The following is a 25,059-nucleotide window of genomic DNA, read 5'->3' as shown; positions in this document are numbered from 1 at the left end:
AGCATGGTTCCCATCGAATCGATGATCGAGCAACACGCCGAAGAAGCCAGTTTCCTTATCCTCCTGCACGACAATGCCGTGCATGCGCCGCATTACAACCTCGATGACCTCGACAGACTGGACGAACGCATCGAGGCTCATCTCGATGGCCTTCGTATCGCCGGCCCCACCGGCCTGGAGCATCTGCTGAGCCAACTGGGCCCGCACACCGTCGGCGAGATGTTTGCCAGTGCGCTACTGGCCTTCGAGTCTGCCGATGCCAAGGTGCTGACGCGGCTTAGCGGGCATTTGCGAAATGCCATGGAAACCGAGCGCGGTTATCTGATGGCCTTGGGTTGGCTGGACTGGGAGCGGATATCGCCCTGGATCGAGCGCATGCTCGCCTCGCCCGAGCCGCTGTTCCGACGCCTGGGTCTGGCAGCCTGCGGCATGCACCGACGCGATCCTGGCCCCGCACTGCTTGCCGGGCTGACCCAGGCCGACGCCTGTGTGCAGGCCCGTGCCGCTCGGACGGCCGGTGAATTGCGTCGAACTGACCTGTTGCCGAGCCTCCAGGCCCTGCGGTTTCATGAAGATCTCGCCACGCGCTTCTGGGCCAACTGGACCGCCGCGCAAATGGGCGACGAGCAAGCGCTGGAGCCCCTGCGCCATTTCGCCGAGCAGCCGGGGGAATTCCAGTACCGTGCGATCTGTGTGTTGTTGGCGTGGCAAAAACGCGAAGCCAGCATGGCCTGGATACGCCAGCGGGTTCAAAACCCCGCGCAGCGACGCGTCGGCATCCAGGCCATCGGGTTGCTGGGCGATCCTGTCAGCGTGCCGTGGCTGATCCAGCAGATGAGCGACCTGCCCTATGCCCGCATCGCCAGCGAAGCGTTCAGCCTGATCACCGGCGCAGATCTGGCGCTGATGAATCTGGAATTGCAGGACCTGCCAGACTTCGATGCCGGCCCGAACGACGACCCCAAGGATCCCAATGTCCTCATGGACCCCGATGAAAACCTGTCCTGGCCCGATTCGCATGCGATCGCAGCCTGGTGGCAGGCGCAGGGAGGCAGTTTCCAGCCAGGTATCGGTTATGTACTGGGTTTGCCGCAAGGTGAAAGCGGCTACCGGCAGGCTCTTCTCCGAGGCCAGCAACGTCAACGCATCGTAGCCGCCTGCGGCCTCGCCCGTTATCGACCGACTGAAGTACTCTTCCCCACCAGCGCGCCGGCGTGGCGGCAGATGAAGTTAGCGCTGTAGCCGTTAATGACCCGATCATTGTGCTGGTCCGGCAAACAACGCTGCACATTAGCTGCGCGCTCTGTATCTGTATCCCACGTAGCCATCACCGCCTCAGCCTGGTCCGGAGCATTGCCTCAACGCTGCCGCCGATACATACCGGTCAAGACGTCTTGGTCATCCGTCGCTTCGGTGTAGCCGATCACTGCGAAATTCTTCAGCAGCTGGATGTGATACGGGCCGTTTTTCTCCGGCGCCTGGGGCGTACGCACAATGATCAGGTTATCGCTTTCCATCGGCACGATCTGATGCTCAGTCACGCCGCCTTTCAGCGTGACGGTGAACTCCGCCACTTCACGCCCCTGGGCATCGCGTTCCGGCAGGATTTTCAGATCCAGGTCCCCGTCACGCCCCAGGGCGTCCTGGCGCATCTGATAATGACCGCTGCGCTGGTCAGGCTCGACGTTACCCAGTTTGTCGTGGTCCGGCTCACGGTCCAGAGTGTCCAGCGCAATCTTCAGTTTGCGAGCGCCGTCTTGTGCACCGCCAATCCGGATGCCAGTGGTATTGAAAGGTTGAACCTGTTCCTGGGTCAGATGCCAGATGCCAGTCTGGAGGCCATCTTCGGCGAACTCATGAAGGATGACGGGGCTGAACTCGTCTTCCCGAGATCCCACCAGCTTGATAGGTACGTCTTTGCCTTTTCTGATGTATCGCAGTTCTCCGATGACAGCCGTGCCCTGGACCTCATACCACAGTTCTATCGGGGTCTGGCTATCGAGCTTGCCGGTGAACACCAACGGGTCTTCACAGGTCGGCCCTTCCAGGCGGGTCTGTTCGTGCCACTTTTCGTCTTTCAAATTGCCGACAGTGCGCCGGACATAGCCGCCGGGCATGCTCGAGTTTTCGCCGGGCTCGCTGGGCTGGATCTGCTCCTCGGTTTCCGAATGCAGCAGGACCAGTTCCTCGCCCTGCATCTTCCAGTGCCTGACGCGATTCCAGCAGCAATCGCCCTCGGATTGCGAGAGCAGCATGCCATCCAGCGGGCTGACGGAAAACATGCCGTTGCTGCCCTCCTTCGCCAGGTCCGTCAAGGCTTGGTTGAAGACCCATTGCGATTTCTTCGGGTCTTGCAGATAGACGTCGAAACGGCCCTTGTAGTCCTTTTCCGGGTCCGTTCCGTTTCGAATCGCCAGGTCCTGGCGGCCATCGAAATTGAAGTCGTCAAAGTAAAGCAAGCTGAAGGGCCCGAGCAGCCAGGCGTTGGCCTTGCCGTTGCGATCCACCGGCACGTTGCCCGCCTGGGTCTGCAATTGCTGGAGAACCTTTAGTGTCTTGCTGTCGCGAATGGTGATGACCCCTGGCGCCAGTTGCTTGGGGTCCTCAGGGGGCTGCGGGAACAGCACTTCAACCAGGTACTGGCCGCTGCGGTCGTTGACCGAAAACGCCCTGGGTTCGGCCATGGCCGGAGTCACCAGAAGGATCGAGAGAAACAAGCTATTGAGGAGCGAGCGCATTCAACGCGTCCTTGCTGCAACTGAGGGAGCGCAGTGTATGGGAAATGGCTGTCCGCTGCCTGCCGGCGCAAGCAAGTTCACAACCAGGCCCATGACAGATGCACTCACGTTTGCCCCCCCCGGTTACCAAAGCCCGAGCGTATAACTCACGATCAATCGGTTCTCATCCAGATCATTCCCGAAGTTCGAACGCACCGACGCGTTGCGCCATTTCACCCCCAGCCCCTTGAACGTCCCGTCCTGCACCACATAGGCAATGTCCGTGTTGCGCTCCCACTCCTTACCTTCTCCCGGTGCCGTACGTTGCACGTTGTCACCGGAAATGTAGCGGGTCATGAAGGTCAGCCCAGGCAGGCCAAGGGCGGCGAAGTTGTAGTCGTAGCGCGCTTGCCACGAGCGCTCGTCAACGTTGGCGAAGTCGCCGATCTGGACGAAGTTGACCAGGTACGGATCGCTGCGTCCGATATAGGGAAACGGGTCGTCGCCGGTCATACGCTGGTAGCCCAGGCCCAGCCCATGACCGGCGACGCTGTAAGTGAACAATGCGCCGAACGCCTGGTTGTCGAGGTCACGGAAGTTGCCGTCCTCGGTACTGCGCGAATAGCGAACGTCGCTTTTGAGTGACTGGCCAGCACCCAGGTCCAGGGTGTGTACGAATCCCAGGTAGTTCTGCTGGTAGATGTTTTCCAACTGGCCGTAGCGGTACTGCGCCGTCAGGTTGGGCAGGAACTGGTAGTCACCACCGGCAAACTGGAACCTGTCGCTGCTGCCACCGATGCGGTTAGCGGTGAAGTCCTGATAGTCCGTGGAGTCAACCACATTGATCTGGGTGAATTGCCCGGCAGTGAGCTTCAGTCGGTCGACTTCCTGTACGTTCAGCAAGCCGCCCCTGAACGTGGCAGGCAGCAGGCGCGTGTCGTTGGAACTCACCACCGGGTCCTTGATTTGCAGCGTACCCAGTTTCAGCGTGCTGTTGGAGACCCGTACCTTGGCGGTCAGGCCCAGTTCGCTGTACTGATCCTGCGAGCCGCCAGACAGGTCGGGCGGCAGCAGATTGGTGCCCGCCGTGCCGCCGCCGGAATCGAGCTTGAAACCGGCCATGCCCAAGGCATCGAGACCGAAGCCCACGGTGCCAGTGGTGTAGCCCGATTCCATCCGTAACAGGAACCCTTGGGCCCACTCTTCAGCCTTGTCCCGTGCACCTTCCTGACGGAAATCGCGATTGAAGTAAAAATTGCGTGCTTCCAGGGTGGCTTTACTGTCGGCGATGAACTCGGCATGGACGTTGGGCGCGACCATCAGACTCAAACCCAGCAGCGTGCCGACGGGAGTGAAAACACAGGGGGAAGATGTTAGCTGTCGCATGCGTGCTCCTTTTTTATGGGCGCGAACGGACACGCTTTAGAGCGTTGCGCACGCCACCTTATTGTTGTGTGAAGACGTGTTGTGTGAAGACGTTGCCGTTGGGGCTCGGTGCGGTGTCCCGTACCGTGGGGTCGGATTCTTCCGGTCGTGGTCCGACAGCGTCAAACGGGAAAAAAGCAGGATCGGGCATAAGAAAATCTGATGCGAGCGTAGGGGCGATCTGGAGCGACAATTGCACCCCTGCCCGTTGCATAACTTTTTATTGTGAGGGCCAACAGATTTCCTTGTTAGACGTCGCAGCCTGGGGTCATTAGGGTACAGGCAAACAAAAAAGCGTCGGCAAAGCCGTGGAGAAACGTCGATGAATCAACAAGCCATGCCCTTCGAGGCCATGCCCTTCGAACAACTGCAAGCGTACGACCCGGCAGCGTTGCGCCAATACATCGCCACCGGTCGATACCAGGGGCACACCAGCGGTCTGGGCCAGGGCCGGGTGCAGGCCAACATCGTGATCCTGCCCCAGGATTGGGCCAACGAATTCCTGCGTTATTGCGCCCTCAACCGTCAAGCCTGCCCCTTACTCGACGTGACCGAGCCAGGCGATCCGTTTTTTCGCAACCTCGGGGCTGCCATCGACATCCGCCACGAAGTGCCCCGGTACCGGGTCTATCGCCATGGTGAATTGAGCGCGGAGCCGGTGGACATCGCGTCGCTCTGGCAAGACGACCTGGTGGCCTTCGCCATCGGCTGCTCGTTCTCATTCGAGCAACCCCTGCTGGAAGCCGGCATTCGCCTGCGGCACATTGAGCTGGGGCGCAATGTCGCGATGTATCGCACCGACATCGACACCCGCCCCACCGCTCGCCTATCCGGCAAGCTGGTGGTGAGCATGCGGCCGATGAAAGCCGCCGATGCCATCCGGGCGGTCCAGATTACCGGGCGCATGCCCAACGTCCACGGGGCGCCGGTGCACATTGGCAATCCGTCGCTGATCGGCATCGACTCCCTGGACAACCCGGACTACGGTGATGCCGTGCCAATCCGGGCGGACGAGATCCCCGTATTCTGGGCCTGTGGCGTGACGCCTCAATCGGTGGTCCAGGCGTCCCGTCCACCGCTGTGCATCACCCATGCCCCAGGCTGCATGCTGGTGACCGACTTGTGGAACAATGACCTGTAGGTTTCGATCGGGTTCCAGACCTCAAGGGATCACCATGACCACCGCGCAGCAAGCCGTCGAACAGTACATACGCGCCAAGGACGGTAACCGTCCGCACCTGCTGGCTCACGCATTTACCGCAGAGGCCATTCTGGACATGGTCGTGCGCACAGGCTCGATCTCGTTTCCCGGTCATGTCGAAGGCCGCATGGCCATTGGCGAGGTGCTGGTCAGCCGCTTCGGGCAGGCATTCGAGAACGTGTACACGTTCTGCGTGGATGCCCCGCCACCGGCAAACGCCACGACCTTCCAGTGCAAATGGCTGGTGGCAATGTCCGACAAACAGAGCGGCGAAGCCCGCGTCGGTTGTGGGCTATACGATTGGCAGTTCAATCCGCGATCGCGACTGACCGAGCACCTGACGATCACCATCGAGCACATGAAGACCCTGCCGGCGAATGACGTGCCGGTAATCATGGCTTGGGCATCGCGGCTGGACTATCCGTGGTGCGGCGCTGAAGCGGTGGTTGGCGGGATGCCGGATTTGCGGGAGCTTCGCGAGGTGGTCCAGTTCGTGGCGACCCCGACTCCCCCCGAGCTACAGTAGCAGCGAGAAGGCTGGCGTCGAGTCACTGTGGCGAGGGAGCTTGCTCCCGCTGGGCTGCGCAGCAGACCTTGTTTGTGAGCGCTTCGCACTCAGCGGGAGCAAGCGCCCTCGCCACAGGTCCGATATGTCCCTGAAAGCGCCAAGGAACCCTAACAATGAACATCAAGTTTCTGGAAACCTTCGTCTGGGTTGCACGCCTGAGGAGCTTTCGCCTCACCGCCGAAAAAATGTTCACCACCCAGGCCTCCATTTCCAGCCGCATCGCGGCATTGGAAGATGAAATGGGCGTGCGCTTGTTCGTGCGTGATTCCAAAGGCGTGTCGCTGACCGCCGAAGGACAGCGGGTGCTGGAATACGCCGAGCGCATCATGGACACCATGCAAGGCATGAAAGCCGCGATCAAGGACCCGCGCCAGGTGCGCGGACGGATTCGCATCGGGGCAATGGACACGGTGATCCACACCTGGCTCAGCTCCCTGGTTACCCGCCTGATGGAGCGCTACCCGGCGCTGGAAATCGAGCTGTCGGCCGATACCGCGAGCAACCTGTGCTCACAGTTGGAGAAGGGTTACCAGGACATCGTTTTCCAGACCGACACCCTGCGCCTGGACAGTGTGCGCAACGCGCTGCTGGCGCGCTATCCGATGCATTGGGTGGTACGCACCGGCTCGCTCTATGACCGGCGGTACGCGTCGCTGGACGACCTGTCCCAGGAAAGGATCGTCACGTTCTCACGCAACTCGCGCCCCCACCAGGACATTCTCAATCTGTTGCACTCGGCCAACATCGTTTCGCCGCGCATCAACTGTGTGAACTCCGCATCGGCCATCACCCGTCTGGTTCGCGATGGTTTCGGCATCGGCGCCATGCCCGCAGCGCTGGTCCACGGCGAGTTGGCCCAAGGCACCTTGAAACTGCTGGAGGGCGTGCCGCTGCCCGCGGTGATGGACATCGTCGCCAGCTGGCGCACGGGTGCCGGCATGGAACGGGTGGAGGACATCGTAGGTCTGGCCCGGGACGTGGTGCATGAGTTCGTCGCGGAGCTGCCGGCCAGGTACGGTGTGGACGCAGGTTGATTTGCCTTCTCCAGCCATTCCTTTCCTCATCCGGCCACTCGGCGATCTGCGCCGCACCTGCCGCCGGCGCCCACGGCACCGGCTCACTGTAAGTGAACTGAAATATCCCCGGCCTACTCTGGCACGAGCGCACGCGGCGAACGGCTGGTTGTGCATGTCCGCCCGCTCGGGATGATCCAGGGAGTCCGCCATGAAAATCAGTGTATTCGGAAGTGGTTACGTGGGGTTGGTGCAAGCCGCCGTGTTGGCCGAGGTGGGCCACGACGTGGTGTGCATGGATGTAGACGAGCACAAGGTCGAAAGCCTGCGCCAAGGCCAGGTGAGCATTTTCGAACCGGGGTTGGCAGCGCTGGTACGGGAAGGGCTGGAGGCCGGGCGCCTGCATTTCACCAGCGACGAGCGACTGGCCGTGCAGCATGGTCCTGTCCTGTTTATCGCCGTCGGTACGCCGTCCAGGGACGACGGATCGGCCGATCTGCGGCAGGTCCTGGCCGTGGGTGAAGCCATCGCCCGCTACCGCGAGCAACCGATTATCGTGGTGGAGAAATCCACCGTGCCGGTGGGCACCGGCGACATCTTGCGGGCGCATATCGATAAACACCTGCTCAAGGCCAGTCGCCTGCTGCAATTCGATATCGTGTCCAATCCCGAATTTCTCAAGGAGGGTTCGGCGGTCGCCGATTGCCGTCGTCCGGATCGCATCGTGATCGGCTGCGAGCGCGATGAAGTGCGCGAAACCATGCGCGACCTGTACGCGCCCTTCAATCGCAATCACGACCGGGTCCTGTTCATGGACGTGCGCAGTGCCGAGCTGACCAAGTACGCCGCCAATGGGATGCTGGCGACCAAGATCAGCTTCATCAACCAGATCGCCGAGTTGGCCGAGCATCTGGGGGCCGATATCGAGTCGGTGCGCCTGGGTATCGGCGCCGATTCACGCATCGGCTATCACTTCATTTATCCAGGCTGCGGTTACGGCGGCTCATGCTTCCCCAAGGACATGCGCGCCCTCATTCATACCGCCGAACAGGCCCATTGCTCCAGTGACTTGTTGCAGGCTGTTGAATTGATCAACCGACGGCAGAAAAACAAACTTTTTGAACGCATCAACGCGTTTTACAAGGGCGATCTGCGCGGCAAGACCTTCGCCCTGTGGGGCCTGGCCTTCAAGCCGAACACCGATGACATGCGCGATGCACCAAGCCGTACGCTCCTGGAATCACTCTGGGCGGCGGGTGCCAGCGTCCGGGCCTTCGACCCGGAGGCGATGCAGCAGACGCAACGACTCTACCCCAATGAGTCGCGGCTGATTCTGATGGGCACGCCGGAATCGGTGTTGCCGGGGGCCGATGCGCTGGTCATCTGCACTGAATGGCAGGCCTTCAAGGCGCCGGATTTCAACCTGATGCACGAGCGGCTCAAGGCTGCGGTCATATTCGACGGTCGCAACCTCTATGACCCGGAACGCATGGCGGCCATGGGATTCACGTACTTCCCGATGGGCCGGGGGCAATCGTGCAACTTGCCGATCGCTCAACAAGCCTGGTATCCGGCCCGAAGCGCGTGAGCGGCTTACTGCAAAATTAATGCACTCAACCAGCATTAATATGAATTTGTAAGCCAAGTGGCGGATCGGCAAACTGTCGCCGTTCCTCCCCCAACTGTTGGAACACTTAAAGGGCTTTCAGGGATTCTCCCGTAAGCCCCTTTTTTTGTTCGGTTTTTGGATAATCGCTTAATGTTTTCTCGCTGGATTCCCGCTGCAATCAATACCCGTCCCACTGAATGGAGTCGCGCTGCCATCGGCATGGCGCTAGGGACAATGTTCGGTGTCTGGCTGTGCAGCCAGGTATTCGGCCTGGAGGTGGCCCAACACCTGATCGGTCCTCTTGGCGCCTCGGCGGTGCTGCTGTTCGCCGTCTCGTCGGGCGCCCTCGCCCAACCCTGGTCGATTTTCGGCGGCTACCTGTGCGCCTCCGTCGTGGCGGTGCTGGTGGCCCACGTGCTGGGCCGCACGTTGGGCAGCGCCTGCCTGGCCGCCGGCATGGCACTGATATTGATGTGCTGGCTGCGCTGCCTGCATCCGCCGGCAGGCGCCGTTGCGGCGACCATGGTGCTGGCGGATCCGTCCATTATTGCCCTGGACTGGCTGGCCGTCGGCGCCACCCTGCTGGCCGGCACCGGCCTGCTCGCCTTCGCCCTGGCCTACAACAACCTGACCCGGGTGCGTTATCCAAAGCGTGCCAGCGAGCCGGTGGCCGTCATTCCGGCCGACCACCCTCCCGTCGATCGCCAGGCGATCACCGCTCAAGACTTGAAACTGGCCTTGGCGGAGATGGAGGCGTTTTTCGACGTGACGCCTGAAGATCTCGAGCAGTTGATCCACACCAGCGAGCGCTATGCCAAGCGTCGCAGCATCGCGGAGGTACTTTCGAGTCGCGGTTGATCCTGTGGCTGCTATAAATATGCAGAAAGGACCTGCATGTATGCCGGTTGTGCTGTGCAAATTTGCACTGGTACGATCACGGCCGTACAGGCGCGATCACCATTGATAAAAAACAATAAAAGCAGGGAGTTAGCGATGACTGCTCAGGTTTCATCCCAAGCCTCTGGAACGGTCGAAACCGTGGGCTACGAAGTGTTGGTCGACATCCGCAATCACATCGGCCATCTGACCCTGAACCGCCCCGCCGGCCTCAATGCTCTCACGCTGGGCATGGTGCGCAGCCTGCAGCGGCAACTCGATGCCTGGGCGCTCGATCCGCAGATCCACGCGGTGGTCCTGCGGGGAGCCGGCGACAAGGCGTTCTGCGCCGGCGGAGACATCCGTTCGCTGTACGACAGCCACCTTCAAGGTGACACGCTGCACGAGGCGTTCTTCGTCGAGGAATACGCCCTCGACCTGACGATCCACCACTACCGCAAACCCGTCCTCGCCCTGATGGACGGCTTCGTACTGGGCGGCGGCATGGGCCTGGTGCAAGGCGCCGATCTGCGAGTGGTGACCGAGCGCAGCCGCCTGGGCATGCCGGAAGTGGGTATCGGCTACTTCCCGGATGTGGGAGGCAGCTACTTTTTACCCAGGGTGCCCGGTGAACTGGGTATCTACCTGGGCGTCAGCGGCGTGCAGATCCGCGCCGCCGACGCGCTGTATTGCGGCCTGGCCGACTGGTACGTGGACAGTGACAAACTCCAGCAGTTGGATGAGCGTCTCGACCGACTGCAATGGCACGACACGCCGCTCAAGGACCTGCAAGGCCTACTGGCGAAACTGGGCGTCCAGCAACTTCCCGAGCCGCCGCTGGCCGACCTGCGCCCGGCCATCGATCACTTCTTCGCCCTGCCCGACCTTCCGAGCATCATCGAGCAGTTGCGCCAGGTCACGGTTGCCGACAGCCACGAATGGGCGCTCAAGACCGCTGACCTGCTGCGAACCCGTTCCCCGCTGGCCATGGCCGTGACACTGGAGATGTTGCGTCGTGGCCGGCACCTGAGCCTGGAACACTGTTTTGCCCTGGAGCTGCACCTGGACCGGCAATGGTTCGAACGCGGCGACCTGATCGAAGGGGTGCGCGCCTTGCTGATCGATAAAGACAAGAACCCGCGCTGGAACCCGCCTACCCTGGAGGCGCTGGACGCCGGCCATGTGGCGAGCTTCTTCGACGGCTTCGACGACCACGGGAACTGAACCATGCAAGACCTCGAACTGACCGAAGAACAGATAATGATCCGCGACATGGCCCGGGACTTCGCCCGCGGTGAAATCGCGCCCCACGCCCAGACTTGGGAAAAGGCCGGCTGGATAGATGACAGCCTGGTGGCAAAGATGGGCGACTTGGGGCTGCTGGGCATGGTGGTGCCGGAAGAATGGGGCGGCACTTATGTCGACTACGTCGCCTATGCCTTGGCGGTGGAAGAGATTTCCGCAGGAGATGGTGCTACCGGGGCGCTGATGAGCATTCACAACTCGGTGGGCTGCGGTCCGGTGCTCAACTATGGCACCGATGAACAGAAACAGACCTGGCTGGCGGATCTCGCCAGTGGACAGGCGATTGGCTGTTTCTGCCTGACCGAGCCCCAGGCCGGTTCCGAAGCGCACAACCTGCGCACCCGTGCCGAACTGCGGGACGGTCAGTGGGTCATCAACGGTGCCAAGCAGTTCGTCAGCAACGGCAAGCGAGCAAAGCTGGCGATTGTATTTGCGGTGACCGATCCGGAGCTGGGCAAGAAAGGTATTTCGGCGTTCCTGGTGCCCACCGATACACCGGGTTTCATCGTTGATCGCACCGAACACAAGATGGGCATCCGCGCCTCGGACACCTGCGCGGTAACCCTGACCAACTGCTGCATTCCCGAAGCCAACCTGCTGGGCGCGCGGGGCAAAGGCCTGGCAATCGCCCTCTCCAACCTGGAAGGCGGCCGCATCGGCATCGCCGCCCAGGCCTTGGGCATTGCCCGTGCCGCGTTCGAAGCGGCGCTGGCCTACTCGCGGGACCGGGTGCAGTTCGACAAACCGATCAACGAGCACCAGAGCATCGCCAACCTGCTGGCCGACATGCACACCCGCCTGAACGCCACCCGCTTGCTCATCCTTCACGCCGCCCGGCTGCGCAGCGCCGGCAAGCCGTGCCTGTCCGAAGCCTCCCAGGCCAAGCTGTTCGCCTCGGAAATGGCCGAGAAGGTCTGCTCCTCGGCCATCCAGATCCATGGCGGGTACGGTTACCTGGAGGACTACCCGGTGGAGCGCTACTATCGCGATGCGCGGATCACTCAGATCTACGAAGGATCGAGCGAGATCCAGCGCATGGTCATCGCCCGGGAGCTCAAGCACTATCTGGTGTGATGGCTTGAAACGCATCGCGAGCAAGCCCACTCCCATAGGTTCTGTTTCGTGCACAAATGCACTGTGCACCCCAGGACCAATGTGGGAGCGGGCTTGCTCGCGATGGCGGTGTATCAGTCAATGAGATGTTGAGCGAACCGGCCTCATCGCGAGCAGGCTCGCTCCCACAGGTTCTGTGTCGTGCATAAATGCAGCGTGCACCTCAAATCCAATGTGGGAGCGAGCCTGCTCGCGATGGCGTCAGTGACGGCCGGGTTACTTGTCCTGGAACTCAGGCGAACGCTTGGCCACGAATGCGGCCATGCCCTCTTTCTGATCTTGCGTGGCAAACGCTGCGTGGAACACCCGACGTTCGAAACGCACGCCTTCGGACAGGCTGACTTCAAAGGCGCGGTTGACGCTTTCCTTGACCATCATGCTGATCGGCACCGATTTGGAGGCAATCAGCGCCGCGGTTTTCAGCGCGTCGTCCAACAGCTCATCCGCCGGTACGATCCGCGCCACGATGCCGCAACGCTCGGCCTCCACCGCGTCGATGAAGCGCCCGGTCAGGCACATTTCCATGGCCTTGGCCTTGCCCACCGCCCGCGTCAGGCGCTGGGTGCCGCCCATGCCTGGGAGCACGCCGAGGTTGATCTCCGGCTGGCCGAACTTGGCATTGTCGCCCGCCAGGATGAAATCGCACATCAAGGCCAGTTCACAGCCACCGCCCAAGGCGAAGCCGTTCACCGCCGCAATGATCGGTTTGCGGCGGTTGGCCACGCGATCGCTGTCGCTGAACAAATCATCCAGATAAATCCGCGGATAGGTCAGCTCGGCCATTTCCTTGATGTCGGCACCGGCTGCGAAAGCCTTTTTCGAGCCAGTCAGCACGATGCAACCAATCTTCGGATCGGCCTCCAGGCTGTCCAGCGCCTGGTTCAACTCGCTGACGATCTGAGCGTTCAAGGCATTCAGTGCCTGGGGCCGGTTCAGGGTAATCAGCCCGACGCGGTCCTTGATCTCCAATAAAATCGTTTCGTAACTCATGAGGACTCCTGTTCAAAGATTGCGCGAGATGACCATGCGCTGGATATCGCTGGTGCCTTCGTAGATCTGGCAGACCCGCACGTCGCGGTAGATACGCTCCAGCGGGAAGTCATTGAGATAACCGTATCCGCCCAACGTTTGCAACGCCATGGAACAGACCTTTTCGGCCATTTCCGAGGCGAACAGTTTCGCCATGGAGGCTTCCACCAGCGCCGGCTGGCCGTTGTCTCGCAGGGCGGCGGCGTAATGCACCATTTGCCGGGCCACGGCGATCTGCGTCGCCATGTCCGCCAGGCGGAACGCCACCGCCTGATGCTCGATGATCGCCTTGCCGAAACTTTCCCGCTCACGGGCGTAGTCCCGGGCCGCCTCGAACGCCGCACGGGCCATGCCCACCGATTGCGCCGCGATGCCGACTCGTCCGCCCTCCAGGTTGGCCAGGGCGATTCTGTAGCCCTCGCCCTCCTCGCCGAGCCGATTGGCTACCGGCACCTTCACATCCTCGAAGAGGATCTGACATGTGTCGGAAGCGTGTTGGCCGAGTTTCTCCTCAACCCGGGCCACACTGTAGCCCGGTGAATCGGTCGGCACGATGAAAGCACTGATGCCACGCTTGCCGGCACCTGGATCCGTGACGGCAAACACAATCACCACACCGGCATTCTGCCCCGAGGTGATGAACTGCTTGCAGCCGTTGAGCACGTAATGTTCGCCCTCCCGCCGGGCACGGGTCTTTAGGCTGCTGGCGTCCGATCCGGCCTGGGGTTCGGTCAGGGCGAAGGCACCAAGCATTGCACCGCTGGCCAGGGGCGTGAGGAAGCGGGCTTTTTGCTCATCGTGGCCGAACTTGAGGATCGGCACACAGCCCACCGAGTTGTGCACACTCATGATGGTCGAGCACGCCCCATCGCCCGCGGCGATTTCTTCCAGAGCCATGGCGTAGGCCAGGTAGCCGGTGTCGCAACCGCCCCACTGTTCCGGCACGAGCATGCCGAAAAAACCCAGCTCGCCCATTTTGGCGATCGCCTCCCTGGGGAAACGGTGCTCGCGGTCCCACTCGGCGGCGAACGGTTTCAAGCGTTCCTGGGCGAATTGCCGGGCCGCTTCGCTGATTTGCGTCTGTTCTTCAGTTGCAAGCATGGTGAGTCCTTAATACAGGCATTCGACAGCCATGGCCGTGGCTTCGCCGCCGCCGATGCAAATCGCCGCGACGCCGCGCTTGAGACCTTTCTGGCGCAAGGCCGAGAGCAGCGTCACCAGAATCCGCGCGCCGGATGCACCGATCGGGTGGCCCAAGGCGCACGCGCCGCCGTGAATGTTGACCTTGTCGTGGGGGATTTCCAGCTTGCCCATGGTCACCAGGCCAACCACCGCGAACGCTTCGTTGACCTCGAACAGATCGACCTCATCCAATGACCAACCGGTCTTTTGCATGAGCTTTTTCACGGCCCCGACCGGTGCGGTGGGAAACAGGCTCGGCGTGTCGGCAAACGCCGCGTGACCGTGGATCACCGCCAGCGGTTTCAAACCGCGCTCGGTGGCCTGGCTCTGGCGCATCAGTACCAGCGCAGCGGCACCATCGGAAATGGAGCTGGAGTTGGCCGCGGTCACCGTACCGCCTTCACGGAACGCCGGCTTGAGGGAGGCGATCTTGTCGATCCGAGCCTTGGGCGGCTGTTCGTCGTGGCGCACGATCACCTGTTCCTTGCCCACCATTACCTGCAGCGGCACGATCTCGGCGTCGAAACTGCCGTCCTCGATGGCCTTCTGAGCGCGGGTGGTGGATGCAATGGCAAAGGCATCCTGGGCTTCGCGGCCCAAGCCATTGGCCTGGGCACAGTCCTCGGCAAAGGTGCCCATCAGGCGGCCCTTGTCATAAGCATCTTCGAGGCCGTCCAGGAACATATGATCCAGCACCTTGCCGTGGCCCATGCGCAAACCGGCGCGGGCACGATCGAGCAGGTACGGGGCGTTTGACATGCTTTCCATGCCGCCCGCCACCACCACTTCGGCGCTGCCGGCAACGAGCATGTCATGGGCGAGGATCGCCGCTTCCATGCCCGAACCGCACATCTTGTTGAGGGTGGTGCAGCGCGTCGATTTATCCAGGCCCGCGCCCAGAGCAGCCTGACGCGCCGGGGCCTGGCCCTGCCCGGCCGCGAGCACGCAACCGAACAGTACCTCTTCAACTGAGCCGGCGCCGATACCGGCACGCTCTACCGCTGCCTTGATAGCGGCGGCCCCCAGTTGCGGGGCGGTAAGGCTCTTGAGTTCCCCCTGGAAACCGCCCATGGGGGTACGGACGGCGCTGACAATGACAATCGGATCGTGGGACATGGATGAGTCCTCCTTCATTTAGCGGCCATGCGCAAGGCACCGTCGAGACGGATCACCTCGCCGTTGAGCATGCTGTTTTCAATAATATGCCGGACCAGCGCCGCATATTCGTCAGGCTTGCCCAGGCGCGGCGGGAACGGCACGCCGGCGGCCAGGGAATCGCGCACTTCAGGCGTCATGCCGGCCATCATCGGGGTTTCGAAGATGCCGGGGGCGATGGTCATTACACGGATGCCATGGCGGGCCAGTTCCCGGGCCGCTGGCAAGGTCAGGCTGGCGATGGCGCCTTTGGACGCCGAATAGGCGGCCTGGCCGATCTGGCCGTCGAACGCCGCCACCGACGCGGTATTGATGATGACCCCACGTTCGCCGTCGGCGTTGGCCTCGGTTTCGGCAATGGCCGCCGCCGCCAGGCGCAACAGGTTGAAACTGCCGATCAGGTTGACGTTGATCACTTGGCTGAAGCTGGCCAGGGCATGGGGGCCGTTTTTGCCAAGGATCTTCTCGCCACGCACGATGCCGGCACAGTTCACCAGGCCATTCAGGCCGCCGAACGCCTCGACCGTCGCCTTGATCGCCGCTTCGGCCGCCGCCTCGTTGCTGATGTCCGCCACTACGCTATGGCAGCCGAGGCGCTGCGCCTGGGCGGCCACGGCTTCGGCGTTGAGGTCCAGCAACATGACCTTGGCACCGGCCTTGACCAGCATTTCACCGGTGGCCGCGCCGAGGCCTGAAGCGCCGCCGCTGACGAGAAAAATTCTGTTGTCGATCTGCATGATGATTTCCTTGGGTTCAAGCTGAAGCTTTGTAAGCCGAGGCCTCTTGCGCCTTGGCGATTTCCTGGTTGCGCAAGATAAAGCGCTGCAATTTGCCGCTCGGGGTCTTGGGCAAATCACTGACAAATTCAATTTCCCGGGGATAAGCATGGGCGGCCAGGCGCTTGCGCACGTACAAACGCAACTCTTCAGCCAACTGCGGCGAGTCGCGGTAAAGGGCGCTGAGCACCACAAAGGCCTTCACCAGCTCGGTACGCTCCGGATCGGGCTTGCCGATCACTGCCGCCTCGACCACCGCCGGATGCTCGATCAACGCGCTTTCTACGTCGAACGGGCCGACGCGATAGCCTGAGGTGGTGATTACATCATCGCTGCGACCGACGAAGCTGATACTGCCGTCCGGATTGAGCTCCACGGTATCGCCGCTCAGGTAGTAATCGCCCACGAACGCCTTGGTCGGTCCACCTTCGTAGCCGGCAAACCAGCACATCGGTGACTGGCTGCGATCCACCGCGAGAATGCCCGGTTGGCCTACGCCCAATTCCCGATGATGTTCGTCCAGCACCACGATCCGATGACCTGGCGAAGCGAAACCGGCCGCGCCCAAGTGCACCGGATGCTCCAGCCCGTGGTGGTTGCACAGCACCATGCCCAGCTCGGTCTGGCCGTAGTGATCGTGGATCACTACGTCCAGGTTGTCGGCAAACCAGCGGATCACTTCCGGGTTCAACGGTTCACCGGCGCTGCTGACAATGCGCAACTTGCCCTTGATCGACCGGGCGAACGGCTCACCGCCGGCAATCAGCAAGCGATACGCCGTGGGTGAGCCGGTCAGATTGGTGATGCCGTATTTGTTGATCACCCGGCAGGTGCTTTCCAGGGTGAACGGGCCATCGTAGAAGGTGATGGGATGCCCCATTGCCAGCGGCCCGGTCACGCCAAAATAGATGCCATAGGCCCAACCCGGGTCGGCGACGTTCCAGAACGCATCCTCGGGACGCAGGTCCACGGCATCACGGATGTAGCTCTGGAACGCAACGATGGCCTTGAGCGGCACCGACAGCGCCTTGGCAGGTCCGGTGGTGCCGGAGGTGAACATCAGCAGGAACGGGTCCTCGCCGGTCAGCATCACCGGTTCGCAACGGGCCTCGTGATTCGCTACTTCAGCCCAGAAACTGTAGTCACCACGAACGATGCCCTGGCCTTTTTCACCAGCGACGGTCACGACGGCCGGGCAACCGGCAACGTCGTCGAGTTTGGAGCGGTTGACCGCATCGGTGACCACCAGCCGCGCCCCGGAACTGCCCAGGCGATGCTCGATGGCCTTGGGTCCGAAGGCCGTGAACAAAGGTTGATACACCGCGCCGATGCGCCAGGTAGCGAGTACCACGATCAGCAACTCGGCCGTGCGCGGCAACAGACCGGCGACCCTGTCGCCCTTGCCCACGCCTTGGGCACGCAGGAAATTGGCGAAGCGTGCGGCGTTGTCCTGCAACTCACGATAAGTCCAGATCGCGTCGCTGCCGTCCCGGCCCTCCCAGAACAAGGCGATGCGCCCGGGCAGCGCATGCCGGTCGCAACATTCGACGCAGGCATTGAGCGCTTCGAGCGAGCCGTGCAGCGCGGCAGTGACGGTGTTCAGGTAATCGAACTGCGAGATGACGGACGAATAGTCGCGCATGACCAGAATCCCTTTTACTTGTTATTGGTTGAGGGCACCGTAAACAGCAGGGGAAATACTCGCGCCGAAGCAGATGCGCGGCAATGGTCAAAGCCTTCAAGTTGCCTGACTGGTTTGGCCATGGTTTGCAGAGCTTCTGCCCGCGGAGGCGCTATCGAGCGCAGCGGCCTGGATGGAAACCGAACGCATATCGATCCACCGGGCCTGCCGCTGCCTATCCGAATTCGAAGCTTGCGCCTGGCAAATGATCTATACCTTCAGAATCCCCCAGAAAGCCAGGGCGACGATATTGACGTGACAGGATGGTGCCGTTGCAGCGGATCCGGCCGGATCGCTGCTTCATATAAGAAACCGGCCTGTAGACGTTGTATCCGGCGCCCGTATGCACGGATCGGCACATCACTTTCAATGCCGGAAGTATCGTCCATGAGCCCGACCACTCGCGTTTTGCATTTCGCCACTAAAGGGCTTCACCGGCTTTTTCTGTTGCTGGCGCTGCTGGCGGCCCATGGGGCGAACGCTGAAGCGCCAGTCGTTGAGCTGCACATCCTCGACGCGCCCCCCTTGACGTTTGTCGATGATCCCCGAGGGCATGGCATCGTCGGTGATGTCGCGGTGGCAGCCATGACCAGGGCCGGGTATACCGTGAAGATCCACGTGCTTCCCTGGGCCAGGGCCCAGAAACATGTGAGTGAAGACCATGACCATCTGATCACCCCGCTGTCGCGCATACCCGGGCGTGAAGACCACTTCACCTGGATCGCCTCGATCATGCCCATGGAGCGCGCCTTCTTCAGCCTCGACCGGCAAGTGGACAGTTTTGCCCAGGCGAAAGACAGCTTTCGCAAGATCGGCGTCGGTCTGGGCAGTGCCCAAGAAGAAATCCTGCGCACCCAAGGGTTCAGCGATGAGCAGATCTACCCACTGGCAATCGGAGACAATCCGGCGCAGATGCTCCTGATGGGCCGCATCGATGCCTGGTTCAACGGCGTCCCGGAAAGCCGCTACATCTGGCCGAAAGTGTCCAAACGCAAGCTGCTGATGAGCCCGGTGGGCAGTAACGCCGACCTGTACCTGGCTTGCTCCAGGCAGTGCTCCGCGAAAATGGTCGAGGACCTGCGCGAGGCGGTTGAGTCGCTTCGCAAGGATGGCTCGGTCAAACGCATCCGTGACCTTTATTTGTCGGAATGAAGGGGCTCAGTAATGATGGCGGTCATACTCAAATCATCAATCTGATTGATAGCCCCCTAACAAAAGCTCCTCCTCATGCGGGCTCGTCGATGGCTTATATCATTCCGGATGATAGTTACCTTTGTTTCATTCGATTCGTTCCGCCGCTTCGCGCCACGCATCATCCGCCCATTCTCAATACATTGGCGGATGCTATCCATGGACCATTCACTTCCACAACAGTCACTCTCAAAACTGCGTTTTCCCCTCGCGCTGCTGGCGGTGCTGGTGATGAGCGCCTGCGGCAAGACCCCAGACACCGCCGCCTCGATGCCGCCAGCTAAAGTCAGCGTGGCCAAAGTACTGGAGCAGCCAGTCAACGAATGGGATGAGTTCACCGGTCGCCTCGAAGCCCCGGAAACCGTCGAGATCCGTCCTCGCGTGTCGGGGCAGATCGACGAAGTGGCCTTTACCGAAGGTGCATTGGTCAAGAAAGGCGACCTGCTGTTCCAGATCGACCCACGCCCGTTCCAGGCTGAAGTCCGTCGCCTGGAAGCGCAGTTGGCCCAGGCCCGTGCCACCGCGACTCGCAGCGAGAACGAAGCCCAGCGCGGCGAGCGCCTGCGTCAGAGCAATGCCATTTCCGCCGAATTGGCCGACTCGCGCACCACCGCCGCCCAGGAAGCCCGTGCTGCCGTCGCCGCGATCCAGGCGCAACTGGACCTGGCCAAGCTGAACCTGAGCTTCACTCGCGTCACCTCGCCCATCAGTGGTCGCGTCAGTCGCGCGCAAATCACCGCCGGCAATCTGGTGACCGCCGACACCACGACGCTCACCAGCGTGGTCTCCACCGACAAGGTCTACGCCTACTTCGACGCCGACGAGCGGGTCTTCCTCAAGTACACCCAACTCGCCCGCCAGGGCCAGCGCGGCCAGGCCACGCCGGTGTACATGGGCCTGTCCAACGAAGATGGCAACCCACACCTGGGCCAGATGAACTTCATCGACAACCAGGTCAATCCGCAGACCGGCACCATTCGCGGTCGCGCCGTGTTCGACAACAAGGACGGCGCCTACACCCCAGGCTTGTACGCTCGCCTGAAGCTGGTGGGCAGCGGCACCTACTCCGCCGTGCTGATCAACGACGAAGCGGTGGGCACCGACCTGGGCAAGAAATTCGTGCTGGTAATGGACGCCGAGAACAAGCCGGCCTACCGCGCCGTCGAGCTCGGGCCGAAGATCGAAGGCCTGCGCATCGTGCGTAGCGGCTTGAACAAGGACGACACCATCATCGTCAAGGGACTGCAACGGGCGCGTCCTGGTTCGCCGGTCACGCCTGAGACGGTTCCAATGGCCAGCGAAGAGACCCTCGCGGCCCTGGCACAACAACGCAAAGCGCTCGAAGCCAGCAACCTGCCGCAAGTCGCGCCTTCCAAGGCGGCGTCCAGCTCGGCAGGCAAACTGGCCGCTGCGACCCCACGCGGTTAAGGGACTGAATCCAAGATGAAATTTTCCCAGTTCTTCATTTCGCGGCCGATCTTCGCAGCGGTGCTTTCGCTGCTGATCCTGATCGCCGGCGCTATCTCGCTGTTCCAGCTACCGATCAGCGAATACCCGGAAGTCGTACCGCCGACCGTGGTCGTGCGCGCCAACTTCCCCGGCGCCAACCCCAAGGTCATCGGCGAAACCGTGGCCGCGCCCCTGGAACAGGCCATCACCGGCGTCGAGAACATGCTGTACATGTCCTCGCAATCCACCGCTGACGGCAAGATCACCCTGACCATCACCTTCGCCCTGGGCACCGACCTGGACAACGCCCAAGTGCAGGTGCAGAACCGCGTCACCCGCACCGAGCCCAAGCTGCCGGAAGAAGTGACCCGGATCGGTATCACGGTGGACAAGGCCTCGCCCGACCTGACCATGGTCGTGCACTTGACCTCGCCGGACAAACGCTACGACATGCTCTACCTGTCCAACTACGCCCTGCTCAACATCAAGGATGAGCTGGCGCGCCTGGGCGGCGTGGGTGATGTGCAACTGTTCGGCATGGGCGACTACTCCCTGCGGGTCTGGCTGGATCCGAACAAGACCGCTTCGCGCAACCTGACCGCCACCGACGTGGTCACGGCTATCCGCGAGCAGAACCGCCAGGTCGCGGCCGGTGCGCTGGGTGCGCCCCCAGCGCCGAATGCCCAGGCGTTCCAGCTGTCGATCAACACCCAGGGTCGCCTGGTCAATGAAGAAGAGTTCGAGAACATCATCATCCGCTCCGGTGCCAACGGCGAAATCACGCGCCTGAAGGACATCGCCCGGGTCGAGTTGGGATCGAGCCAATATGCCCTGCGTTCGCTGCTGGACAACCAGCCGGCGGTGGCGATCCCGATCTTCCAACGCCCGGGTTCCAACGCCATCCAGATCTCCAATGACGTTCGCGCCAAGATGGATGAGCTGAAGAAAGGCTTCCCGGCCGGCATGGACTACAGCATCGTCTATGACCCGACGATCTTCGTGCGCGGCTCGATCGAAGCGGTGGTCCACACCCTGTTCGAAGCGCTGATCCTCGTGGTGCTGGTGGTAATCCTGTTCCTGCAAACCTGGCGCGCCTCGATCATCCCACTGGTGGCAGTGCCGGTCTCGCTGATCGGTACGTTTGCGGTGATGCACCTGTTCGGCTTCTCACTCAACGCCCTCTCGCTCTTCGGGTTGGTGTTGGCCATTGGTATCGTGGTGGACGACGCCATCGTGGTGGTGGAGAACGTCGAGCGGAACATCGAGCTGGGACTGGTCCCGGTGGAGGCCACCAAAAAGGCGATGGGCGAAGTCACCGGGCCGATCATCGCCACCGCCCTGGTGCTGTGCGCCGTGTTCGTACCGGCGGCCTTCATCAGCGGCTTGACCGGGCAGTTCTATAAGCAGTTTGCCTTGACCATCGCGATTTCCACGGTGATCTCGGCGATCAACTCCCTGACCCTGTCCCCTGCCCTGGCCGCTGTGTTGCTCAAAGGCCACGATGCGCCCAAGGACCGTTTCTCGCGGTTCCTGGACCGGATCCTCGGTGGTTGGCTGTTCCGTCCGTTCAACCGTTTCTTCGAACGCGCCAGTCATGGCTATGTCGGCACGGTTGCCCGCGTGATCCGCAGCAGCGGCATCGCCCTGTTCGTCTACGCCGGACTGATGGTATTGACCTTCTTCGGCTTCTCCACCACGCCGACCGGGTTCGTACCCGGCCAGGACAAGCAATACCTGGTGGCCTTTGCACAACTGCCGGACGCCGCGAGCCTGGACCGCACCGAGGACGTGATCAAGCGCATGTCCGACCTGGCCCTCAAGCAACCGGGCGTTGAAAGCGCCGTGGCGTTCCCGGGCCTGTCGATCAACGGCTTCACCAACAGCCCGAACGCCGGCATCGTCTTCGTGACCCTCAAGCCTTTCGACGAGCGCAAGGACCCGAGCCAATCGGCCGGCGCCATCGCCGGGGCCTTGAACGGCCAGTACTCGCAGATCCAGGAAGCCTACATGGCGATCTTCCCGCCGCCGCCGGTACAGGGCCTGGGCACGATTGGTGGTTTCCGCCTGCAGATCGAAGACCGGGGCAACCTGGGCTACGACGAGCTGTACAAAGAAACCATGAACATCATCACCAAGAGCCGCAGCGTGCCGGAACTGGCCGGACTGTTCACCAGCTATACGGTGAACGTGCCGCAGGTCGATGCCGCCATCGACCGTGAGAAAGCCAAGACCCACGGCGTGGCCGTCAGCGACATCTTCGACACCCTGCAGATCTACCTGGGTTCGTTGTATGCCAACGACTTTAACCGCTTTGGCCGCACTTATCAGGTCAACGTCCAGGCCGAGCAACAGTTCCGCCTCGAATCGGACCAGATCGGCCAGCTCAAGGTGCGCAACAACCGTGGCGAGATGATCCCGCTGGCGACCTTCATCAAGGTCAGTGACACCTCAGGGCCGGATCGCGTGATGCACTACAACGGCTTCATCACCGCCGAGATCAACGGCGCCGCCGCCCCGGGCTACAGCTCCGGCCAGGCCGAGAAAGCCATCGAGAAACTGCTCAAGGAAGAACTGCCCAACGGCATGACCTACGAATGGACCGACCTGACCTACCAGCAGATTCTGTCCGGCAACACCGCGCTGTTCGTGTTCCCGCTCTGTGTGCTGCTGGCATTCCTGGTACTGGCGGCGCAGTACGAAAGCTGGAGCTTGCCGCTGGCGGTCATCCTGATCGTACCGATGACCCTGCTGTCGGCGATCACCGGGGTGATTCTGTCCGGTAGCGACAACAACATCTTTACCCAGATCGGCCTGATCGTACTGGTGGGACTTGCCTGTAAGAACGCGATCCTGATCGTCGAGTTCGCCAAGGATAAACAGCTCGAAGGCCTGAACCCGCTGGCAGCGGTCCTGGAAGCCTGCCGCCTGCGTCTGCGGCCGATCCTGATGACCTCCTTCGCGTTCATCATGGGCGTGGTGCCCCTGGTGTTCTCCAGCGGCGCCGGTGCCGAAATGCGTCATGCCATGGGCGTGGCGGTGTTCTCCGGGATGCTCGGGGTGACCTTCTTCGGTCTGCTGCTGACACCGGTGTTCTATGTGCTGATCCGTAACTTCGTCGAACGCAGTGAGGCCCGCAAAGCGGCCCGGGCTTTGAAACTGGAGGCGCAACAATGAGTTTGAAAGCGTTCGTGCCGAGCCTTCTGGTACTGGCCTTAAGCGCCTGTGCAGTAGGCCCGGACTACAAGGCACCGCAAACGGAGGCGGCGAATATCACCACCGCCGCCGACGGTGCCGCCGGCCAGAAGAATTTCGACCGGGCCCGTTTCGAAGGCGTGTGGTGGCAGCAGTTCGACGATCCGACGCTCAATGCGTTGGTGACCCGTTCGCTGGAGGGCAACCGCGAGTTGCGCGTAGCCTTTGCCCGTCTGCGAGCAGCCCGGGCGATTCGCGATGACGCCAGCAATGACGCCATGCCGACCATCACCAGTCGTGCCAGCAGCGAACTGGGCAAGGGCCAGAATCCGATGGGCCAGAACGACGACCGGGTCAACACCGAGCGTTACGACCTGGGCCTGGACATGGCCTGGGAGCTGGACCTGTTCGGACGCATCCAGCGCAACCTGGAAGCTACTGACGCCGATCAGCAGGCAGCCGAGGCCGATCTTTACCAATTGCAAGTGACGATGATCGCTGAACTGGTGGACGCCTACGGTCAACTGCGCGGTGCGCAACTGCGGGAAAAAATCGCCCTGGCGAACCTGAAGAACCAGCAGGATTCGCGCAAGATCACCGAAAGCCTGCGCGACGCCGGCGTCGGCGATCAACTGGATGTGGTTCGCGCCGATGCACGCCTGGCCTCGGTAGAAGCCAGCGTGCCGCAGTTGCAGGCCGAGCAGGTGCGCCAGCGTAACCGCATTGCCACGTTGCTGGGTGAGCGCCCGGACAGACTGAGCGTGGACCTGAGCCCGAAAGCACTGCCGGCCATTGCCAAGGCCTTGCCTATCGGCGATCCGGGTGAGCTGCTGCAACGCCGTCCGGACATTCTCAGTGCCGAACGGCAACTGGCGGCCGCGACAGCACGGATAGGCGTGGCCAAGGCCGACCTGTTCCCGCGGGTCAGCTTGAGCGGCTTCCTGGGCTTCACCGCCGGGCGTGGTTCGCAGATCGGTTCCTCGGCGGCCAATGCCTGGGCGCTGGGCCCGAGCATTACCTGGGCAGCCTTCGACCTGGGCAGCGTCCGAGCCCGCTTGCGCGGTGCCAATGCCGAGGCGGATGGCGCCCTGGCGACCTACGAGCAGCAAGTGTTGCTAGCGTTGGAAGAATCGGAAAACGCCTTCAGTGACTATGGCAAACGTCAGCAACGGCTGATCTCGCTGATCCGCCAGAGCGAATCGAGCCGCGCCGCCGCCGACCTGGCCGAGATTCGCTACCGCGAAGGCACCGTGGATTTCCTCGTGCTGCTCGACGCCCAGCGCGAACGCCTGGCCGCCGAAGACAGCCAGGCCCAGGCCGAAGTCGACCTGTACCGCGGCATCGTGGCGATCTACAAAGCGCTGGGTGGCGGCTGGAAGCCGGAAACCGTCGCCAGCAACTGACCCACCCTCCCCCAACCGAGCTCCTTTGGTTGGCCGCAACCAACCAATTGTTTGCCCCGCGCCGCATTCGGACGCGGGGCTTTTTTTGCCTGCCCCCCTGTGGGAGCCTGCTCGCGATGAGGCACTGCCAGTCGATATTTTCAGTGGCTGACCCACCGCCATCGCGAGCAAGCT

General features: G+C 62.0%; 19 protein-coding genes. 12 read left to right on the top strand and 7 right to left on the bottom strand.

Translation table 11 applies throughout. The features are described 5' to 3' along the window. Positions 1 to 3: 3 nt before the first annotated feature. The gene (locus tag ACLEJR_RS12120; RefSeq protein ID WP_440814181.1) at positions 4 to 1,242 is read left to right on the top strand and encodes a TIGR02270 family protein; all 1,239 of its coding nucleotides are present in this window, start codon (positions 4 to 6) and stop codon (positions 1,240 to 1,242) included. A 116-nt stretch (positions 1,243 to 1,358) separates the two neighbouring features. Here ACLEJR_RS12120 and ACLEJR_RS12115 read toward each other — a convergent pair whose 3' ends face one another. Continuing rightward, on the bottom strand, positions 1,359 to 2,738 hold the full coding sequence (locus ACLEJR_RS12115; protein ID WP_440814179.1) for an XAC2610-related protein: 1,380 nt from the start codon (positions 2,736 to 2,738) through the stop codon (positions 1,359 to 1,361). Positions 2,739 to 2,861: 123 nt separating this feature from the next. Beyond that, a complete protein-coding gene (locus ACLEJR_RS12110; RefSeq protein WP_440814176.1) occupies positions 2,862 to 4,103 on the bottom strand; it encodes an OprD family porin in 1,242 nt (413 codons plus the stop codon). Between the two features lie 361 nt (positions 4,104 to 4,464). Here ACLEJR_RS12110 and ACLEJR_RS12105 point away from each other — a divergent pair, with 361 nt between their 5' ends. From ACLEJR_RS12105 to ACLEJR_RS12075, 7 genes are all read left to right on the top strand, one after another. After that, on the top strand, positions 4,465 to 5,283 hold the full coding sequence (locus tag ACLEJR_RS12105; RefSeq protein WP_440814174.1) for a putative hydro-lyase: 819 nt from the start codon (positions 4,465 to 4,467) through the stop codon (positions 5,281 to 5,283). Positions 5,284 to 5,317: 34 nt separating this feature from the next. After that, positions 5,318 to 5,869 carry a hypothetical protein gene (locus ACLEJR_RS12100; protein ID WP_440791713.1) on the top strand — a complete coding sequence of 184 codons (552 nt, stop codon included), beginning with the start codon at positions 5,318 to 5,320 and terminating at the stop codon, positions 5,867 to 5,869. A 155-nt stretch (positions 5,870 to 6,024) separates the two neighbouring features. Then, a complete protein-coding gene (locus tag ACLEJR_RS12095; RefSeq protein ID WP_440814172.1) occupies positions 6,025 to 6,945 on the top strand; it encodes a LysR family transcriptional regulator in 921 nt (306 codons plus the stop codon). A gap of 190 nt (positions 6,946 to 7,135) precedes the next feature. Then, positions 7,136 to 8,512, top strand: coding sequence for a UDP-glucose dehydrogenase family protein (locus ACLEJR_RS12090; protein WP_440814170.1), 1,377 nt, complete (start codon positions 7,136 to 7,138; stop codon positions 8,510 to 8,512). A 171-nt stretch (positions 8,513 to 8,683) separates the two neighbouring features. Beyond that, positions 8,684 to 9,391: an HPP family protein gene (locus ACLEJR_RS12085; RefSeq protein WP_440791707.1), complete on the top strand. Its 708-nt coding sequence runs from the start codon at positions 8,684 to 8,686 to the stop codon at positions 9,389 to 9,391. A 135-nt stretch (positions 9,392 to 9,526) separates the two neighbouring features. After that, positions 9,527 to 10,633, top strand: coding sequence for an enoyl-CoA hydratase/isomerase family protein (locus ACLEJR_RS12080; RefSeq protein WP_440791705.1), 1,107 nt, complete (start codon positions 9,527 to 9,529; stop codon positions 10,631 to 10,633). Between the two features lie 3 nt (positions 10,634 to 10,636). Then, on the top strand, positions 10,637 to 11,788 hold the full coding sequence (locus ACLEJR_RS12075) for an acyl-CoA dehydrogenase family protein (RefSeq protein WP_440791703.1): 1,152 nt from the start codon (positions 10,637 to 10,639) through the stop codon (positions 11,786 to 11,788). Between the two features lie 255 nt (positions 11,789 to 12,043). On the opposite strand, the gene ACLEJR_RS12070 is transcribed toward ACLEJR_RS12075, so the two are convergent. From ACLEJR_RS12070 to ACLEJR_RS12050, 5 genes are read right to left on the bottom strand one after another with little or no spacing between them, the layout of a single operon-like run. Further along, positions 12,044 to 12,817 carry an enoyl-CoA hydratase gene (locus tag ACLEJR_RS12070; protein ID WP_440814167.1) on the bottom strand — a complete coding sequence of 258 codons (774 nt, stop codon included), beginning with the start codon at positions 12,815 to 12,817 and terminating at the stop codon, positions 12,044 to 12,046. 12 nt (positions 12,818 to 12,829) lie between these two features. Next, the gene (locus ACLEJR_RS12065) at positions 12,830 to 13,957 is read right to left on the bottom strand and encodes an acyl-CoA dehydrogenase (protein WP_440814165.1); all 1,128 of its coding nucleotides are present in this window, start codon (positions 13,955 to 13,957) and stop codon (positions 12,830 to 12,832) included. 9 nt (positions 13,958 to 13,966) lie between these two features. Then, positions 13,967 to 15,154: an acetyl-CoA C-acyltransferase gene (locus ACLEJR_RS12060; protein WP_440814163.1), complete on the bottom strand. Its 1,188-nt coding sequence runs from the start codon at positions 15,152 to 15,154 to the stop codon at positions 13,967 to 13,969. Positions 15,155 to 15,168: 14 nt separating this feature from the next. Next, the gene (locus tag ACLEJR_RS12055; RefSeq protein ID WP_440791696.1) at positions 15,169 to 15,930 is read right to left on the bottom strand and encodes an SDR family NAD(P)-dependent oxidoreductase; all 762 of its coding nucleotides are present in this window, start codon (positions 15,928 to 15,930) and stop codon (positions 15,169 to 15,171) included. Positions 15,931 to 15,946: 16 nt separating this feature from the next. Next, positions 15,947 to 17,611, bottom strand: a complete 1,665-nt coding sequence (locus ACLEJR_RS12050; protein ID WP_440814160.1) for an AMP-binding protein — start codon at positions 17,609 to 17,611, stop codon at positions 15,947 to 15,949. A gap of 426 nt (positions 17,612 to 18,037) precedes the next feature. Between ACLEJR_RS12050 and ACLEJR_RS12045 the strand changes: the two genes are divergently transcribed. From ACLEJR_RS12045 to ACLEJR_RS12030, 4 genes are all read left to right on the top strand, one after another. Further along, on the top strand, positions 18,038 to 18,802 hold the full coding sequence (locus ACLEJR_RS12045; protein ID WP_440814158.1) for a substrate-binding periplasmic protein: 765 nt from the start codon (positions 18,038 to 18,040) through the stop codon (positions 18,800 to 18,802). A 198-nt stretch (positions 18,803 to 19,000) separates the two neighbouring features. Beyond that, on the top strand, positions 19,001 to 20,269 hold the full coding sequence (gene mexE / locus ACLEJR_RS12040) for a multidrug efflux RND transporter periplasmic adaptor subunit MexE (RefSeq protein WP_440791691.1): 1,269 nt from the start codon (positions 19,001 to 19,003) through the stop codon (positions 20,267 to 20,269). Positions 20,270 to 20,284: 15 nt separating this feature from the next. Further along, on the top strand, positions 20,285 to 23,464 hold the full coding sequence (locus ACLEJR_RS12035) for an efflux RND transporter permease subunit (protein ID WP_440791689.1): 3,180 nt from the start codon (positions 20,285 to 20,287) through the stop codon (positions 23,462 to 23,464). After that, positions 23,461 to 24,885, top strand: a complete 1,425-nt coding sequence (locus ACLEJR_RS12030; RefSeq protein WP_440791687.1) for an efflux transporter outer membrane subunit — start codon at positions 23,461 to 23,463, stop codon at positions 24,883 to 24,885. The genes ACLEJR_RS12035 and ACLEJR_RS12030 overlap by 4 nt, the downstream gene beginning before the upstream one ends. The last annotated feature ends 174 nt before the right edge of the window (positions 24,886 to 25,059 follow it).

The organism is Pseudomonas sp. SMN5, from assembly GCF_052041925.1.
In the GTDB taxonomy this organism is placed as follows: Bacteria; Pseudomonadota; Gammaproteobacteria; order Pseudomonadales; family Pseudomonadaceae; genus Aquipseudomonas.
Note: the sequence above shows the minus strand (reverse complement) of the source record. Positions and strands in the feature narration are given on the sequence as shown.

Coding starts and splice junctions, on each gene's coding strand:
- ACLEJR_RS12050 (WP_440814160.1), bottom strand. CDS start 17,611: ATGCGCGACTATTCGTCCGTCATCTCGCAGTTCGATTACCTGAACACC.
- ACLEJR_RS12045 (WP_440814158.1), top strand. CDS start 18,038: ATGAGCCCGACCACTCGCGTTTTGCATTTCGCCACTAAAGGGCTTCAC.
- ACLEJR_RS12080 (WP_440791705.1), top strand. CDS start 9,527: ATGACTGCTCAGGTTTCATCCCAAGCCTCTGGAACGGTCGAAACCGTG.
- ACLEJR_RS12100 (WP_440791713.1), top strand. CDS start 5,318: ATGACCACCGCGCAGCAAGCCGTCGAACAGTACATACGCGCCAAGGAC.
- mexE (WP_440791691.1), top strand. CDS start 19,001: ATGGACCATTCACTTCCACAACAGTCACTCTCAAAACTGCGTTTTCCC.
- ACLEJR_RS12095 (WP_440814172.1), top strand. CDS start 6,025: ATGAACATCAAGTTTCTGGAAACCTTCGTCTGGGTTGCACGCCTGAGG.
- ACLEJR_RS12115 (WP_440814179.1), bottom strand. CDS start 2,738: ATGCGCTCGCTCCTCAATAGCTTGTTTCTCTCGATCCTTCTGGTGACT.
- ACLEJR_RS12105 (WP_440814174.1), top strand. CDS start 4,465: ATGAATCAACAAGCCATGCCCTTCGAGGCCATGCCCTTCGAACAACTG.
- ACLEJR_RS12030 (WP_440791687.1), top strand. CDS start 23,461: ATGAGTTTGAAAGCGTTCGTGCCGAGCCTTCTGGTACTGGCCTTAAGC.
- ACLEJR_RS12110 (WP_440814176.1), bottom strand. CDS start 4,103: ATGCGACAGCTAACATCTTCCCCCTGTGTTTTCACTCCCGTCGGCACG.
- ACLEJR_RS12060 (WP_440814163.1), bottom strand. CDS start 15,154: ATGTCCCACGATCCGATTGTCATTGTCAGCGCCGTCCGTACCCCCATG.
- ACLEJR_RS12120 (WP_440814181.1), top strand. CDS start 4: ATGGTTCCCATCGAATCGATGATCGAGCAACACGCCGAAGAAGCCAGT.
- ACLEJR_RS12075 (WP_440791703.1), top strand. CDS start 10,637: ATGCAAGACCTCGAACTGACCGAAGAACAGATAATGATCCGCGACATG.
- ACLEJR_RS12055 (WP_440791696.1), bottom strand. CDS start 15,930: ATGCAGATCGACAACAGAATTTTTCTCGTCAGCGGCGGCGCTTCAGGC.
- ACLEJR_RS12090 (WP_440814170.1), top strand. CDS start 7,136: ATGAAAATCAGTGTATTCGGAAGTGGTTACGTGGGGTTGGTGCAAGCC.
- ACLEJR_RS12035 (WP_440791689.1), top strand. CDS start 20,285: ATGAAATTTTCCCAGTTCTTCATTTCGCGGCCGATCTTCGCAGCGGTG.
- ACLEJR_RS12070 (WP_440814167.1), bottom strand. CDS start 12,817: ATGAGTTACGAAACGATTTTATTGGAGATCAAGGACCGCGTCGGGCTG.
- ACLEJR_RS12085 (WP_440791707.1), top strand. CDS start 8,684: ATGTTTTCTCGCTGGATTCCCGCTGCAATCAATACCCGTCCCACTGAA.
- ACLEJR_RS12065 (WP_440814165.1), bottom strand. CDS start 13,957: ATGCTTGCAACTGAAGAACAGACGCAAATCAGCGAAGCGGCCCGGCAA.